Source organism: Paraburkholderia sp. BR10937 (genome assembly GCF_040965695.1).
In the GTDB taxonomy this organism is placed as follows: Bacteria; Pseudomonadota; Gammaproteobacteria; order Burkholderiales; family Burkholderiaceae; genus Paraburkholderia.
Genome location: NZ_JBFRCL010000033.1, coordinates 61,982 through 75,818, shown reverse-complemented (window position 1 = coordinate 75,818; position 13,837 = coordinate 61,982). Strand labels below are relative to the sequence as shown.

The 13,837-nt window shown below is 64.3% G+C and carries 14 protein-coding genes; 6 read left to right on the top strand and 8 right to left on the bottom strand.

Translation table 11 applies throughout. The annotated features are described in order from the left end of the window. Window positions 1-25 precede the first annotated feature (25 nt). Window positions 26-862 (bottom strand): 5-dehydro-4-deoxy-D-glucuronate isomerase, encoded by an 837-nt coding sequence (gene kduI, locus AB4Y44_RS25615; RefSeq protein ID WP_368701212.1) that lies wholly within the window; start codon window positions 860-862, stop codon window positions 26-28. A 290-nt stretch (window positions 863-1,152) separates the two neighbouring features. Between kduI and kdgT the strand changes: the two genes are divergently transcribed. After that, complete coding sequence (gene kdgT / locus AB4Y44_RS25610; protein ID WP_342918732.1) at window positions 1,153-2,169, top strand: 2-keto-3-deoxygluconate transporter; 1,017 nt, start codon at window positions 1,153-1,155, stop codon at window positions 2,167-2,169. Window positions 2,170-2,216: 47 nt separating this feature from the next. Here kdgT and AB4Y44_RS25605 read toward each other — a convergent pair whose 3' ends face one another. Both AB4Y44_RS25605 and AB4Y44_RS25600 read right to left on the bottom strand, forming a co-directional pair. Further along, entirely contained in the window at window positions 2,217-2,762 is a 546-nt protein-coding gene (locus AB4Y44_RS25605; protein WP_368701211.1) for a cytochrome b, read from the bottom strand. Continuing rightward, window positions 2,759-3,817 carry a catalase family peroxidase gene (locus tag AB4Y44_RS25600; protein WP_368701210.1) on the bottom strand — a complete coding sequence of 353 codons (1,059 nt, stop codon included), beginning with the start codon at window positions 3,815-3,817 and terminating at the stop codon, window positions 2,759-2,761. The genes AB4Y44_RS25605 and AB4Y44_RS25600 overlap by 4 nt, the downstream gene beginning before the upstream one ends. A 223-nt stretch (window positions 3,818-4,040) precedes the next feature. Between AB4Y44_RS25600 and AB4Y44_RS25595 the strand changes: the two genes are divergently transcribed. Further along, window positions 4,041-4,439 (top strand): GFA family protein, encoded by a 399-nt coding sequence (locus tag AB4Y44_RS25595; protein ID WP_342918735.1) that lies wholly within the window; start codon window positions 4,041-4,043, stop codon window positions 4,437-4,439. A gap of 35 nt (window positions 4,440-4,474) precedes the next feature. On the opposite strand, the gene AB4Y44_RS25590 is transcribed toward AB4Y44_RS25595, so the two are convergent. The 4 genes from AB4Y44_RS25590 to AB4Y44_RS25575 form a co-directional block, all read right to left on the bottom strand. Continuing rightward, window positions 4,475-5,917 carry an NAD-dependent succinate-semialdehyde dehydrogenase gene (locus AB4Y44_RS25590; protein ID WP_342918736.1) on the bottom strand — a complete coding sequence of 481 codons (1,443 nt, stop codon included), beginning with the start codon at window positions 5,915-5,917 and terminating at the stop codon, window positions 4,475-4,477. Between the two features lie 258 nt (window positions 5,918-6,175). Beyond that, a complete protein-coding gene (locus tag AB4Y44_RS25585) occupies window positions 6,176-8,308 on the bottom strand; it encodes a phosphocholine-specific phospholipase C (RefSeq protein ID WP_368701209.1) in 2,133 nt (710 codons plus the stop codon). 78 nt (window positions 8,309-8,386) lie between these two features. Next, window positions 8,387-8,854, bottom strand: a complete 468-nt coding sequence (locus tag AB4Y44_RS25580; RefSeq protein ID WP_368701208.1) for a hypothetical protein — start codon at window positions 8,852-8,854, stop codon at window positions 8,387-8,389. Between the two features lie 175 nt (window positions 8,855-9,029). Further along, window positions 9,030-9,359 carry a DUF1330 domain-containing protein gene (locus tag AB4Y44_RS25575; protein WP_342918739.1) on the bottom strand — a complete coding sequence of 110 codons (330 nt, stop codon included), beginning with the start codon at window positions 9,357-9,359 and terminating at the stop codon, window positions 9,030-9,032. A 314-nt stretch (window positions 9,360-9,673) separates the two neighbouring features. Between AB4Y44_RS25575 and AB4Y44_RS25570 the strand changes: the two genes are divergently transcribed. The 4 genes from AB4Y44_RS25570 (at window position 9,674) to AB4Y44_RS25555 (ending at window position 11,362) form a co-directional block, all read left to right on the top strand. Then, complete coding sequence (locus AB4Y44_RS25570) at window positions 9,674-10,156, top strand: Hcp family type VI secretion system effector (RefSeq protein ID WP_368701207.1); 483 nt, start codon at window positions 9,674-9,676, stop codon at window positions 10,154-10,156. A 19-nt stretch (window positions 10,157-10,175) separates the two neighbouring features. Next, complete coding sequence (locus tag AB4Y44_RS25565) at window positions 10,176-10,694, top strand: DUF2778 domain-containing protein (RefSeq protein ID WP_342918741.1); 519 nt, start codon at window positions 10,176-10,178, stop codon at window positions 10,692-10,694. Then, window positions 10,675-10,956: a hypothetical protein gene (locus tag AB4Y44_RS25560; RefSeq protein ID WP_342918742.1), complete on the top strand. Its 282-nt coding sequence runs from the start codon at window positions 10,675-10,677 to the stop codon at window positions 10,954-10,956. The genes AB4Y44_RS25565 and AB4Y44_RS25560 overlap by 20 nt, the downstream gene beginning before the upstream one ends. A 187-nt stretch (window positions 10,957-11,143) precedes the next feature. Next, window positions 11,144-11,362, top strand: a complete 219-nt coding sequence (locus AB4Y44_RS25555; protein WP_028206128.1) for a hypothetical protein — start codon at window positions 11,144-11,146, stop codon at window positions 11,360-11,362. 42 nt (window positions 11,363-11,404) lie between these two features. Here AB4Y44_RS25555 and AB4Y44_RS25550 read toward each other — a convergent pair whose 3' ends face one another. Continuing rightward, window positions 11,405-13,540 carry a tetratricopeptide repeat protein gene (locus AB4Y44_RS25550; RefSeq protein WP_368701206.1) on the bottom strand — a complete coding sequence of 712 codons (2,136 nt, stop codon included), beginning with the start codon at window positions 13,538-13,540 and terminating at the stop codon, window positions 11,405-11,407. Between the last annotated feature and the right edge of the window lie 297 nt (window positions 13,541-13,837).

The window sequence follows — 13,837 nt, the reverse complement described above, 5'->3', positions numbered from 1 at the left end:
TCGTAGGTCGATGCCGGTGTGGCGTTCAGCGCAGATCGCGTACGGCGAGATGGTCCATGTCGCCGAATACCTGGTTCTCCCCGACCATGCCCCAGATGAACGTATAGGCGCGCGTGCCGACGCCCGAGTGGATCGACCAGCTCGGCGAAATCACGGCCTGCTCGTTGTGCACGAGGAGGTGCCGCGTTTCGTGCGGCTCGCCCATCATGTGGAAGACGGCGGCGTCGTCGGCCACGTTGAAATAGAAGTACACCTCCATGCGCCGCTCGTGCGTGTGGCACGGCATGGTGTTCCAGAGGCTGCCGGGTTCGAGTTTGGTCATGCCCATCGAAAGCTGGCAGGTGGGCAGCACCTCCGGCACGATGAACTTGTAGATCGTGCGCCGGTTGCTCGTGGCCGCCTCACCGAGCGTTTGGGGCGATGCTTCGGATAGCGAAATGGTGCGCGTGGGATACGCCGTATGGGCAGGCGCGCAGTTGAGGTAGAACTTCGCGGGCCGCGCCGGATCGTCGCTGCCGAATGCGACGGCCTGCGTGCCCTTGCCGATATAGATCGCTTCCTCGTTGCGTACCGCGTGACGCACGCCGTCCACGTCGACCCAGCCGTCGTCGCCGATGTTGATCGCGCCCAGTTCGCGCCGCTCCAGCAGATAGCTCACGCCGATCGATTTGCCGAGCGCGGCGCTCAACTCGACGGCGCGCGTGGCGGGCATCGCGCCGCCCACGATGATGCGGTCCACGTGGCTGTAGGTGAGCGTCAGCGCATCGGACTCGAACACGCGTTCGATCAGGAACTCGCGGCGCAGTCCCGCCGTGTCGAGCGTCTTCGCGTATTCGCTGTTGAGGCTTTGTCTGACTTCCATGCCATGTCTCCGTCGGATGGGCGGTGCACCGTCTTTCGTGGACTATAGTGCAGATTCGCATTTTCGGAACGTCGGTCCGGAAATGTTGCGACGCCATGGTGCGTTTGGCAAGCAGTCTGCCCACATAGTGATCCGTTAGCGGGTAAACGTGGACGATTTTGCGCGTAAAAATCGGAACAGCGTTCCTTTCACGCTGCTATCCTGTTTCCGGAAAGGGAGCACCGCGAGAAAAAAGCCGGACGCGCCAACGTGCCGATCCGGCAACCGGATGCAAAGTCCACGGAGGAGGCATGAAGCTGAAGAAGGCCATAGACCGCATTCCAGGCGGCCTGATGCTGGTGCCGCTGCTGCTCGGCGCCTGTGTTCATACGTTCGCGCCGGGCGCGGGCAAATACTTTGGTTCGTTCACCAATGGACTGATCACCGGCACCGTTCCGATTCTCGCGGTGTGGTTCTTCTGCATGGGGGCGACCATCGACCTGCGTGCGACCGGCACCGTGCTGCGCAAGTCCGGCACGCTGCTCGTCACGAAGATGATCGTGGCCTGGGTCGCCACACTGGTCGCCGCGCATTTCATCCCCGTCGACGGCGTGAAAACCGGGCTCTTCGCGGGGCTCTCGGTGCTAGCCATCACGACCTCGATGGACATGACCAACGGCGGTCTCTACGCGGCCGTGATGCAGCAATACGGCACGAAGGAAGAGGCGGGCGCATTCGTGCTGATGTCGGTCGAGTCGGGGCCGCTCGTCAGCATGATCATCCTCGGCGCGACCGGTGTGGCCTTTTTCGAGCCGCGGCTTTTCGTGGGCGCCGTGCTGCCGTTTCTGATCGGCTTTGCCCTGGGCAATCTCGATAGCGATCTGCGCGAACTTTTCGGCCGCTGCGTGCATCCGCTCATTCCGTTCTTTGGCTTTGCGCTCGGCAACGGCATCGATCTCAACGTGATCGTCACGAGCGGCATCCCGGGCGTGGTGCTCGGCCTTGGCGTGATCGTCGTGACCGGCATTCCGCTGATTCTCGCCGATCGTCTGATTGCGGGCGGCAACGGCGCGGCGGGGCTCGCGGCTTCGTCCACGGCGGGCGCGGCGGTAGCGAATCCGGCCATCATCGGCGAGATGATTCCGCGCTTCAAGCCGCTCGTGCCGGCGGCCACGGCGATGGTCGCCACCGCCTGCCTCGTGACCGCGATCCTCGTGCCGATGCTCACGGCGCTGTGGGTGCGCCGCCGCAGCGCGCGCGAGGCGCTGCTTCAGGAACTCATGGAATCGCCCGTGCCGCCCGTTGCCGGGCGCGATGCGCACGTTTGATGCGCAGGCGAGGTTCCCGCGCGCTTCGAACGCGCAGGAGCCTCGCGTCAGCTGCGTGCCTCGCCGCGCGCCATGCTGGCGAGCACGCCGTCACGGCGAATGAGCGCGTGAAAGAGCGCGGCGCCCAGATGCAGCAGCACGGTCGCGTAGAGCGCCATGGCGAGCCACGTATGCGCGGCGCGCAGCCATGCATAGAGCGTGACGTCATGCGGCACGATCGGCGGCAGGTGCACGCCGCCGAACATCACGATGGGATAGCCGCCCGCCGAAAGCATCGACCAGCCGATCAGCGGCATGGCGATCATCAATGCATAGAGCACGAGATGCGAGGCGTGCGCGCCGAGGCGCTGCCAGATGGGCAGGTCGGCGGGCAAGGGCGGCGCGCCGCGCGTGAGCCGCACGGCCACGCGCAGCAGCACGAGCAAGAGCAGTGCGATACCCAGCGGCCGGTGGAGCGCGAGCAGGGTGTCATGCAGCCGCGAGACGGTCGAGACCATCCCCACGCCGACGAACAGCATCGTGACGATCAGGACTGCCATCGACCAGTGCAGCAGGCGCTGGAGTGCGCTGAAGTGTTGGCCCGGTTGCTTCATGGCTGTGCGCCTCCATGCGTTGGCGCGAGGTTGGCCTCCTCGCGCGTGCGTCGATTGAACGAAACGGCATACGCTGCCGAACGGGCGGCGAGCAGGGGGTCATCCGAAGGCTTCAGGCCGTTGGGCAGAATGGTCGGATCGTAGTTCACGTCGCGGCACATGCCGTTGGCTTGCGGTTCGGCGCGCTGCAGGACCAGCGTGCCGGCGTCGATCTGCTGGCGGTCCGCGGGCCATGATTGCGTGGCGTCGTTCGTGGGGTCGCCTGGGGCTGCGACCGTGAGCACCAGATGCCAGCGTAGCGGTCCCCCGGCGAAACGCGTAGTGAAGTCGTCGGCGAGGAAGTTCGGGTCGGCTTTTTCTGCCGGCGCTTGCGGCGCATAAGCGACTTCGGGCACGGTCTGCCAGCGCACGGCATGCTGGTTGCCGGCGGCATCGGTCGCGATGAACGCGTTGACGCTGTAGAACGCCGTATTCGCGAAACTGGAGGCGGGTGGGTGCGCCTTGAGCCACTGGCGGAACGGCAGCGTTTCCGGGTTTGCCTGGAAGAAGGCGTCGAGCTTTGCGGGGTCGGGCTTGCCCGTCGCCGGGTCCGGCTTCGAAGCGACCAGCTGGGTATAGAACTGCTTCGGGGTGCGAACGACGAAGATGGGTACGGAATTCATGCCGGTGCGCCACTGCTCGCCGTCCTGCAGCTGGAACAGCAACGCCATGCTGCGCACGGGCGTGCTCGCGTCCGGCGCGCCAGGGTTGCTGCCGGGAATGGCGAAGCGTCCGATCACGGGCGTGCGTCCGGGTGCGAACACGGCCGCACGCGAGACCTGCGCGCCGTTGCCGTTGCTTTCGAACCAGCCTTCCACGCAGAGCCCCTTGGCGTGATTGCGCCGATAGCCCGTATGGATGCCGTAGTTCGACTCGAACGTATTGATGATATGCGGCGCGGTGATGCGCTTCGGCGTGAGCCAGCCGGCCGTCCACGCAAATGCCGCGCCGGCGCAACCCACCACCAGCGCAATGGCCGCGAGCCGGCATGGCACGCAGATCGGGGCGCGGTTCACGGGCGGGCTCCGCTGCCCGCGCGCTGCAACGCATGCGAAAGCGAAAAGTGTGCGAGTGTATGCATGATGGATCCAGTCGATGGCCCGAGGGTCGTTACTGCCGTCAACAACACGTCACTGCGTTTTATTCCATGCGCGAAGCGAATTCGTGCAACCATGCCGAGGCGGTCGTGCTTACAGTGCCGAAAGCGATGGGCAGGCGAGGTGCGCGAAGGAGAGATCGATGCTGACTGGCGGCTGTCTATGCGGCAAGGTCCGCTACCAGATTTCGGCTGCGCCGGTTGGCAGCACGGTGTGTCATTGCGTGGATTGCCGGCGCGCATCGGGCGCGCCGTTCGTCGGCTGGCTCAGCGTGCCGTGGAGTGCGTTCCGGCTCGCTGCGGGCGCAACGAAAACGCATGCGTCGACTCCCGCTGTCGAGCGCGCGTTCTGCGCCGATTGCGGCACGCCGCTCACCTACCGGCACGCGGCGTTCGCGGGCGAGATCGACATCGCGACAGGCACGCTCGATCGTCCCGATGATGCGCCGCCCGACAATCACAGCTGGACCTCGCAAAAGCTGGCCTGGGTGCAGCTCGCGGACGGCTTGCCGCAATATCCGCGTGCGCTTCCCGGGCCGTAAGCCGAAGAAGCGCGCGCGTTTTCAGCGTGAAGCGATCAACGATGCTCGGTCACGAACTTCGTGACGAGATAGGCTTCCATCGCTTCGCTGCCGCCTTCCGAGCCGTAACCCGAGTCCTTCACGCCGCCGAACGGCGTTTCCGGCAGGGCGAGACCGTGATGGTTGATCGACAGCATGCCGGTTTCGACGTCGTCGGAGAGAGCGGCCGAAGTCGCGCTCGAACGCGTGTAGGCATACGCGGCGAGACCGTACGGCAGACGGTTCGCTTCGACGATCGCGTCCTTGTAGCTCAAGAAACGCGAGATCGGCGCGATCGGGCCGAACGGCTCTTCGTTCATGATGCGCGCGGAAAGCGGCACGTCGGTGAGCACGGTCGGCGCGAAGAAGTAGCCTTCGCGGCCCACGCGCTCGCCGCCCGTCAGCACCTTCGCGCCCTGTTCGCGCGCGTCGGCCACGAGGCGTTCCATGGCGGCGAGGCGGCGGTCGTTCGCGAGCGGACCCATCTGCACGCCGTCTTCGAGACCGTTGCCCACCTTGATCGCGCGCGTCGTCGCGACGAAGTGCTCGACGAACTCGTCGTACGCGGCGTCTTCCACCATGAAGCGCGTGGGCGAGATGCACACCTGGCCCGCGTTGCGGAACTTCGCGCTCGCGAGCAGCTTCGCGGCGCGCGGCACGTCGGCGTCGGCGAAGACGATGGCGGGGGCGTGGCCGCCCAGTTCCATCGTGGCGCGCTTCATGTGCTCGCCGGCCTTCGAGGCGAGCAGCTTGCCCACCGGCGTCGAGCCCGTGAAGGAGATCTTGCGGATCGCCGGATGCGCGATCAGGTACGACGACACTTCCGCGGGCACGCCGAACACCAGGTTCAGCACGCCGGCGGGCAGGCCCGCGTCGGCGAACACCTTCACGAGTTCGGCGCAGCTGGCCGGCGTTTCTTCCGGTCCCTTGAGCACGACGGTACAGCCCGAGGCGAGCGCGGCCGACACCTTGCGCACGGCCTGGTTGAGCGGGAAGTTCCAGGGCGTGAACGCGGCGACCGGGCCCACCGGCTCGCGCGTGACGATCTGGCGAACGGCGTCCGAACGCGACGGGATCACGCGGCCATAGGTGCGGCGGCCTTCTTCGGCGAACCAGTCGATCGTGTCGCCGCCCGCGAGCGTTTCCAGCTTCGCTTCGCCGAACGGCTTGCCCTGTTCGCGCGTCATGATCGCGGCGATGTCGTCCGCGCGATCGCGCAGCAGCTGCGCGGCGCGGCGCATGAGCTTGCTGCGCTCGAGCGGCGAGACCTTGCGCCAATCGCGGAAGGCGCGCTCGGCCGCGGTGGCCGCATCCGAAAGATCCTGCTCGCTGGCGAGGCTCAGGCGGCCGATTTCCGCTTCGGTCGCGGGGTCGATGACGGCAATCGTCTTCGCGCCGGCGCGCCATGCGCCGTCGATGTAGATCTGGGTGTCGGGATAGGGCTTCACGCTGGAACTCATGATGGGACGATCCTTGTCAACGGTTCAACGACAGGCGCCCGCCGCGCGCACGGCAATGCGCGCGGGCGCCGGAAAATGCGGAGCGCCCATTGTGCCACTGGATCGCCGAGGCTGCAGGGCGTGCAAAAGGCGAAGGGTGCGTTGACCCTTTTTAACCCACACTATGAGACGCTGCGCAAAAGCAAAAAAATGCGGCGCCCGAAGGCGCCGCAACCAGGGAAACAGAAAAGAAATCGTCAGACCGTGGCTTGCGTCGGCTCAGCTCAGCTTCGTGAGCGGCGCAACGGCCGCCGGATCGCTGATGCTCGGCCGGCCGTTCTCGATGTGTCCGGCGAAGCGCCAGGCAAACGTCGCGTCGTCGCGGCTCGTGACCGTGAGGTCGTACCAGTGATGGCTCGAGGCGAGAACCCAGACTTCGTCGATTTGCGCGCCGGCCGGCACGACTACGTTGCGCTCGTGCGCGCCATAGGCGTTGTCGGTCACGTTCAGGTGCGCGACGCTGCTGCCCGCGTTCGAGAACCTGAGGAAGAGGTTGCCGTTGGCCACGTCGTAGTGCGCCGTCACGGCAGGCGCCGGTGCGCGGCCCGACTTGCCCGGACCTGATTGCGCGGCCGTACCCGCAAAGCGGCGCAGGAAGCCGTTCGGGCCATGCACCTCGAACGCATAGACGCCGTTCGTGACGGTAAGGTCCCACGTGTCGTCGAGCGACTTGCCCGCTTCGACCGTATAGCGCCACGGGCCGTCGCTGCGGTTCGTGCCGTACACGTAGAAGTGCGCACCCTGGCGGCCCTTGTTCGCGAACGTGATCGACAGCGTGTTGTTCTGCGCTTCGGCTTTCCCGTTCACATGAAGCTCGTAGGGCAGCGCGCGCGCGTAGCGCACGCCGGGCTCCTGCGCGTCGATCGGCAGCGGCGTGGCCGGCACCGTGGGCGCGGAGTTGACCGAGCACTGGTTGTCGGCGATCGCCATGTAGTTGCTCGTGTCGGGCAGCGTCGGCATCGTGGCGTCGGGCGTGCGGAAGTCGAAGCACGTGGTGAGGTCGCCGCACACCGCACGGCGCCACGCCGTGATGTTGGGCTCCTGCACGCCGAAACGCGCCTCGATGAAGCGGATCACCGACGTGTGGTCGAACACCTGCGAGCAGACGAAGCCGCCCTTGGTCCACGGCGAGACGACCGTCATCGGCACGCGCGGTCCCAGGCCGTAGGGCAGGCCGTCGGCGGTGTACTTGCCGCCGCGGCCCGCCGGGTTGATCACGTTGTGAATTTCGCCGTCCACGCTCACCGTCGACTTGCCCTGCGTGGACGTCGTGGGCGGCTGCGGCGGCACGATATGGTCGAAGAAGCCGTCGTTCTCGTCGTACATGATGAAGAGCACGGTCTTGCTCCACACGTCGGGGTTCGAAGTGAGCGCTTCGATGATCTGCGAGGTGTATTCCGCGCCATAGGCCGGCGTGTACTTCGGGTGCTCCGAGAACGCCGCTGGCGGCAGCAGCCACGAGACTTGCGGCAAATTGTTCTGGAGTACGTCGTTTTTCAGGTCGGCGATCGTGCGCACCGTTTGCGCGCGCTGGTAGAGCGCAGAGCCGGGCTGCGCGTTGATGAAATTCGCGAAGTTCTGCAGGATGTTGGTGCCGTAGTTGCCGTTCAGCGGGTCGCTGCCGTTCGTGCCCTGCTGGTAGATCTGCCAGGAGATGCCGGCGGCCTGCAGGCGCTCGGGGTAGGTCGTCCACGAAAGCAGTTGATACGTGGGCGGCACATCGCCGTCCACGAAGTCGTTGTTGTCGAGCAGCGGGCCGCCCATCGTGCCGGTCGGATCGACCATGCCGGTCATCAGATACGAGCGGTTCGGGTGCGTCGGGCCAGGCAGCGAGCAGAAGTAGTTGTCGCACACCGTGAAGGCGTCGGCCAGCGCGTAGTGGAACGGAATGTCCGCACGCAGGTAATAGCCCATCGTCATGTCGGTCTTGTACTGCGGCCACTGGTTGTACAGACCGTTGTTGATCGCGTACTGCGTCGGGTACCACGAGTGGTCGAGGTCGCCCACGCATTGCGCGCTCGTCTTGAACGTGTCGAGGTGGAACGGCAGTACGGGCTTCGTGGCGTCTTCCTTCGACGGCTGATACCACACCGGCAGGCCGCCCGGCAGCGGAATGGGCAGGCGGTCGTTATAGCCGCGCACGCCGCGCATATGGCCGAAGTAGTGGTCGAACGAACGGTTCTCCTGCATGAACACGACGATGTGCTCGACATCGCGGATCGTGCCCGTGCGCGAATTGGCCGGAATGGCCAGCGCATTGCGGATCGATTCGGGAAGAACGGTCATCGCTGCTGCGGCGGCGCCCGATTGCGCGACGGTCTGCATGAAACGGCGACGGCTGTTTGACGTCATTGTTGCTCACCTTTCTGCTTGGGGTTGGAGTGTCGTGCCCGACGGCGTACTCGCACAAGGGCACGCAGGTGCAATGCTTCAATGGCTGGATGTTGCGGGACTGCTGGGATCGTTGCCGTTGCTGGCCTGGGTCTGTGCGCTGTCTCCAGGCGCGTAGCTCAGGACCGGCGTGACCTGGTCGCTGTCGGCGGCGAGGCTGGCCTGTGCGCCTTGCACGGGGTCGCTCGCGGTGTTCGCGGCGGTTGCCGCGTTCGCGCCATAAGCGAGAATGGCGCTCGGGTTCGACGAGGTGTTTGTCGAGGCGTTCGCCGACGTATTCGGCGACGGGTTCGTGTCGAGTGTCGGCAGCGGCATGATGCGCGCGCTATTCGCCAATGGCGATTGCGATTGCGTTGCGGCGCTCTGGCTTTCCGATGGATCCGGCGTCGACGAAGCCGCCGACGAGCCGTAGCCCGGGCCGCATGCATCGAGCATGATGGTTGCGAGTACAACGATCGCCGCGGTCGACAGGGTCGTCGGCACGCGGTTGGGACGGCGTATTCTCATATGCGCATCCGTTCTGTGGGGATGGGTCGCGCACAGTTTCGCCGTCGATGAAGAAAAAATTGTGAAACGCACGAAAACGTTTGCAGGCGATGAATTTCCTTTACAAAAGTGCTGTGCGAAAAGCATTCGCTGCCGGTTGTGAGCTAACGAAATGCTTTCATTTCGCCGAGCCGTTTTAGTGAGCGGGACGCAGCACGTCGGTCGCGCGATGCGGCATCTCGACCTGATCGATCAGGAACACTTCGCCGCGCGAGTGCTCCGCGCGCAGCGGCAGGATCGCCTGGTACGCGCTCGAGCGATACCACGCGCGTGCGATCTCGCGGCTCGCAAATTCGATCATGATGAGGTCGCCGGAAAACTTGCCCTCGAGCCGCTCCACGCGGCCTCCGTGAATGATGAAGCGGCCGCCGAAAGGGGCGAGCGTAGCGTCGATCTTTTCCAGATATTCGACGATGGCGGGGCAAGGTTCGACGTCGCGCAGATGGGCAATGGCGTAGGCGGTCATGGCAGGTCTCGTGAGTGTGAAAGGGTGGGTCCACGCTTGCGAGAATAGGGCGCGCCGGGCAGGGAATCGATTACCTGGGAGGTAAAGACCGCGGGTGCGGCAGCCCTTCCTCTCGATTAATTCTCTCTCGAAAGGCTTTTTTTCTTGACCTGTATCGGGCTAAGGCACGATTTACCCAATTCCCATTGCATCTTCATTGCACAGGAGATTTCCCTCGGGTAGAACTGTGGGTTCACCGTTCTAATCGCGCATGGCTGTTCAAATGGCCCGGTTGTGGCGCGAGGCTCATTCGCTTTTCCAGGGAGTATTTCGATATGCCAATTCCTGCTCATTTATGGCTTAAAGATGATGGTGGCGCGGATATCAGGGGCTCGTCGACGGTCGAAAGTCGTGAAGGGAGTATCGAAATCATCAGCTTCAGTCACGGAGTCAACCTTCCCGTGGACAGCATCGCCGGAAAAGTTACCGGTGGGCGCACGCATGCGCCGATGGTGATAGAGAAGGAATTTGATGCCTCCAGCCCTTATCTTTATAAAGCAGTGTCAAGAGGGCAAACGCTGAAATCAGCGGAAATAAAGTGGTATCGCATCAATGACGCCGGCAAGGAAGAGGTGTATTTCATCATGCTCCTGGAGGGTGTGAAAATCACTGGTGTCAATCCCGGTATGGTTAATATCAAGCTGGCACAAGCGTCGGCGCTGAATCACGTTGAATGTGTTTCCATGATGTACGATCGCATCACGTGGCACTACACGGATGGAAATATAAAATATACCGACGCATGGACTGAGCGCTGATTATTGGGAGAGGCGTCAAATGGCCCTGCAAGGAAAATTCCTCGTGAACAACGCGCCTTTCTCGCCTTTGGCGATTTGCGGAGTCGGAACGTTTAGTGCGTTCTCGGGTAACGGTATATATCGTAACCGGGGAGGATGTACAGCAATTCCGGACAACGGTCCGATCCCTTCCGGTCGATACTGGATAGTGGACCGGCCTAAAGGTGGTATCGGATCGCAGGCCTGGACCTGGACAAAAGATGCGTGGAATACCGTCACTGGCATCCCTTCCCATCATTCGGAGTGGTTCGCGCTCTACCGCGACGACGGCAAGATTGACGATTTCACGTGGGTTAAAGGCGTAGAGCGCGGACACTTCCGCTTGCATCCGGCTGGAGGCCGCGGTATCTCGTTAGGCTGCATCACTTTGCCGAGTTATGCCGATTTCGCGAGGATCCGGCAGGCTCTGTTGCACACGCCTGCCGTCTCGGCTCGTGACTCGGGACTTCGCGCATATGGAACCATCGAGGTAATAGCATATGGCGACACTTGCCCGTAGGCTCGCTAAAGCGGCATTGATTATCGGATTGTTTTTGCTTTCCGTTCGCTACGTCCATACGTATCCGCTGCGGATGCCTGAGAGTCAGCTTTCCGTATGGCTATCTGTTTCAAACCGCATGGGTATCCGGGATCCGGACGATCTCTACATTCCGGTGATGCTCATTGCAGAACTCGTCGTTACGCTTTTTCTATATGCGACGATCGTCAAAATCTGGCGCTACTACTGGACAAAGCGCCGGGGCATGACGGCCCGAGGCTAACCGTAACGACGTCGGAGTGCGATGTTGGTGAGAGGAGCGTCGAGCGCTGTGATCTGCTCAGGTTCGAGCGGCGATGTCCATGCAAATGTCTATTGTGGCGCGGGTCAATCGCCTGGCATCTCTGAGAGTAAAATACCCACCATCCGCACTCCGGATCGAGACGCTTTCGCTTTCCGCCACCGCCGCCATGAACCCGTCACCCGAGAATAAACCCGCGCGCAAGCAGCCGCCCACGTGGCTGCTGAACACCCTCACGGCGCTCGTGGGCGTGCTCACGCTCGCGCTGGGTATCGGCTGGATCGTCTACAAGTGGGTCGTCGATCTGGAGATTCCGTACTTCGCCATTCCGCTCGTGATGTGCGTGCCGGTGATCGCCGCCGTGGCGTTCCGCAACATCTGGGATTGAGGCGCGCGAGCGCCTCCTCATCCCCCGAAATCCCGCGAAGTTTCAAACGCCGAAGTGTTCCGCACCCGCCGCGCGCACGCGCTCCACGACGGCGCTCCACGCTTCGTTCATGCGCTGGCGGAACAGGCGCATCGTGCCCGGATACCACGGCGAGTCTTCGCGCTCGTGCATCCAGCGCCAGTCGAGGTCGTACTGCGGCAGCAGCACCCAGCACGGTTTGCCGAGCGACGCCGCCAGATGCGCCGTGGACGTATCCACGCAAATCACGAGATCGAGCTGCGCGATGATCGCCGCGGTATCGACGAAATCGCGCACGTCGGTGCCGAGGTGCAGCAGCGGCAGGCTCGCGGGCGGATTCTGCGCTTCGTCTTCTCCCTGGCCTTTTTGCAGGCTCACGAACTGCACGCCCGGCAGGTTCCAGAGCGGAGCGAGCGCGGCCAGCGAGGGCAGCGAGCGATGCGCGTCGTTGAAATGCTTCGGGTTGCCCTTCCAGACGATGCCGATGCGCGGGCCCGGCGCGAGCGTGGCCAGGCGCGCCCCCCAGTGCTCGACGAGCGCGGGTTCGGGCGTATAAACGAGAGGCGCGGGGATCGTCTCCAGCGTCGTGCCCAGGCGGTGGGGCATGCTGATCGGGCTCACCCAGTAGGCGAACTGGCCGGCCGCTGCCGCGCCGGCTTCATGGTCGAGCACGGCGTCGATGCCTTCCACGCCGCGAAAGAGCCGCTGCAGCGGCGGCTGGCAGGCGAACGCGACGTGCGCCGCGCCCTGCGCCTTGAGCACGCGCGCATAGCGCCCGAATTGCAGCATGTCGCCGAGGCCATCTTCCTGCCATAGCAGCAGCGATTTGCCGGCGAGCGGCTCGCCCTGCCAGCCGGGGCACTGCAGCAGACGTTGCGTCGCGTGATGCACGAAGCCGGGCATGGTGTAGCGGCATTCGTAGCGCGCGAAGCCTTCTTCGAAGCGGCCCATGCTGATGAGCAGCGTGGCGAGGCGGAACTTCGCGTCGCCGTATTCCGGGTTCGCGTCGAGCGCGCGGCGGTAGCCGGCCTCGGCTTCGTCGAGCCGGCCGTATTCCTTGTGCAGGCTCGCGATATTGAAGTGCGCCTCGGCGAAATCGGGCCGCACGGCAACGGCTTCGTGTAGTACCTCGAGCGCTTCGGCGCGGCGCCCGAGCGCCATCAGCACACAGGCGAGATTGTTATAAGCCTCGACGCGGCCCGGCAGGCGGCGCAGCGTCTCGCGATACGCCGTTTCGGCCTCGGGCATCCGTTCGAGCGTATGCAGCGCGACGCCGAGGTTGTACTGCGCCTCGGCGTGATTCGGCGCGAGTGCGAGCGTCTGGCGAAAAGCCACCTCCGCCTCGGGTACGCGCTTGAGGTCGGTGAGCACGCAACCCAGGTTGTTCAGCGCATCGACGAAATTGGGGCGAATCTGCAGTGCGAGGCGCACCGCGAGTTCCGCTTCGGTGAGCTTGCCGGACGCCTTGAGCAGCGTGGCGAGATTGTTGAGCGCCTCCGGATACTGCGGGTGGATCAGCAGGGCCTGGCGAAAGGCCTCGGCGGCTTCGTCGCCGCGCGCCTTGTCCCGCAGTAGTGTGCCCAGCGCGTTGTACGCCTTCGCATGACGCGCATTCGCAGCGACGGCGCCGCGAAACGCGCTTTCGGCTTCTGCGTGGCGGCCTTGTCCCTGCAGCAGGAGGCCGAGATTGTAGTGGGCGTCGGCGTGATCTGGGCGGTCCGCGAGCACGGCGCGAAAGGCAGCTTCCGCTTCTGCGTGACGCGCCTGGCGCTGCAGGACGACGCCCAGGTTGCTGTGTGCGTCGGCGTCGGCGGGCGTGAGGCTCAGCAGCCGTTCGTAGAGCGCCTGGGCCTGATCGAGGACGCCGAGCGCCGCAAAGAGTGCGGCGAGGCCGCTGTACGCCTGCGCGAAGTCGGGCTTTGCCGCGATGCAGCGCTGCCACAACGCCTGGGCGCGCGCCGCGTCGCCCGTGCCCATGGCGCTCAGGGCCGCGAGATTGAGCATCGGCGCGAGCGCGGCGTCGTCCGTTGCCCCGGGTTGGCCGTCGACATGCGGTTCGAGCAATGCGAGCGCGTCGGCGAAGCGGTGCGCTTCGCAGTGCGCATTGGCTTCGCGCAGGATGTCGTCGAGGGCGGGCGCGAGGGGCGTCGAAATGGTCACAGTGAAAATCGTAAGAGACGGGGCGCGACGCGTGGGCGACACGGACAATGCGGCAGTGTCGAGATTACGACAGCTCGTGCTCAGTCAACGGCGCGAATTGAGCGCATCCGGTGCGCTTATTCGGGCGATAAGCGCATCTGGCCCGCAAAAGCTTGCAGATGGCTTGCAAAATGGAGTGAGCGCCGGAGGTAGCCCGTAAGGGGGCGTTTTGGGCGCTTGCGCGTGCAGAAGGGAAATCGTCACCATGAGCCGATTGCCCCGATTGATTCGAATTCCGAACGATTGACTATCGCGCGC

Excerpts from the sequence above, each read along its gene's own strand:
- AB4Y44_RS25590 (WP_342918736.1), bottom strand. The coding sequence starts at position 5,917 with ATGAGTTCCAGCGTGAAGCCCTATCCCGACACCCAGATCTACATCGAC.
- AB4Y44_RS25565 (WP_342918741.1), top strand. The coding sequence starts at position 10,176 with ATGGCCCTGCAAGGAAAATTCCTCGTGAACAACGCGCCTTTCTCGCCT.
- AB4Y44_RS25605 (WP_368701211.1), bottom strand. The coding sequence starts at position 2,762 with ATGAAGCAACCGGGCCAACACTTCAGCGCACTCCAGCGCCTGCTGCAC.
- AB4Y44_RS25595 (WP_342918735.1), top strand. The coding sequence starts at position 4,041 with ATGCTGACTGGCGGCTGTCTATGCGGCAAGGTCCGCTACCAGATTTCG.
- kduI (WP_368701212.1), bottom strand. The coding sequence starts at position 862 with ATGGAAGTCAGACAAAGCCTCAACAGCGAATACGCGAAGACGCTCGAC.
- kdgT (WP_342918732.1), top strand. The coding sequence starts at position 1,153 with ATGAAGCTGAAGAAGGCCATAGACCGCATTCCAGGCGGCCTGATGCTG.
- AB4Y44_RS25580 (WP_368701208.1), bottom strand. The coding sequence starts at position 8,854 with ATGAGAATACGCCGTCCCAACCGCGTGCCGACGACCCTGTCGACCGCG.
- AB4Y44_RS25555 (WP_028206128.1), top strand. The coding sequence starts at position 11,144 with ATGAACCCGTCACCCGAGAATAAACCCGCGCGCAAGCAGCCGCCCACG.
- AB4Y44_RS25585 (WP_368701209.1), bottom strand. The coding sequence starts at position 8,308 with ATGACGTCAAACAGCCGTCGCCGTTTCATGCAGACCGTCGCGCAATCG.
- AB4Y44_RS25560 (WP_342918742.1), top strand. The coding sequence starts at position 10,675 with ATGGCGACACTTGCCCGTAGGCTCGCTAAAGCGGCATTGATTATCGGA.
- AB4Y44_RS25570 (WP_368701207.1), top strand. The coding sequence starts at position 9,674 with ATGCCAATTCCTGCTCATTTATGGCTTAAAGATGATGGTGGCGCGGAT.
- AB4Y44_RS25575 (WP_342918739.1), bottom strand. The coding sequence starts at position 9,359 with ATGACCGCCTACGCCATTGCCCATCTGCGCGACGTCGAACCTTGCCCC.